A 761-nucleotide genomic window follows, 5' to 3' on the forward strand; every position below is an offset into this window, starting at 1 on the left:
TATTAGAGGTATGCATAAACGTTATGGAGCCGAGCGAACAGGACCTCCCGCCACTTAAATCTTTGGTCGCCTTTGAGGCCACAATCCGCTTGGGTTCGATGACGGCCGCAGCTGTTGAATTGGGCACTACTCAACCGGCGATTTCTCAGCGGATTCGCACCTTGGAGGAGTCGCTTGGGTGTGTACTCTTCGAACGTAACGGTAAGCTGTTGCGACCCACCTATGAGGGTCAGCAGATTTATTCAGGCCTAGCATCCCCGGTGAGTGAAATTAAGGCAGCGGTCAAGCGCATGCGTCGCCATTTCAACAAGCAGAAACCTACCATCTCGATCGCTGCGAATTTTGGATTCTGCTATTTCTGGCTTATGCCGAAATTGCCTGCGCTCCAGGGCCAGTTCCCCCAGATCCAATTCAAGATTCGCCCAGTAAACCTTGACGATGATCCGATGCTTCAAGATGCCGATATCGCCATTCAGTTTGGATCCCTCGACGGTGACTTCCGATTTGAAAAGCTACTGATCCCCGAGACGGTATTCCCAGTGTGCAGTCCAGATCTGGCTGAAAAACTGGGGCTAATGGAAGGTACGAAAATAAGCAGTATCGAGGATCTACCGCTGCTTCATAAGGACAGCGATGACTCCCGGTGGCTGGATTGGCATCACTGGTGCCTGCACGCGAAGATCACTCCGCCAGAGGAAGCTCCAGTTTTTTGCTTCAATAACTATCCGTTGCTGCTGACCGCTGCGCAGGAGGGTCAAGGT

1 protein-coding gene is annotated in these 761 nt (G+C 52.2%); it reads left to right on the top strand.

The features are described from left to right. Window positions 1-23: 23 nt before the first annotated feature. The coding region (locus AC1DH9_RS30175; protein ID WP_477809457.1) for a LysR family transcriptional regulator at window positions 24-761 on the top strand (738 nt) is incomplete at its 3' end.

It is taken from the genome of Pseudomonas sp. 05T35 (assembly GCF_056396605.1).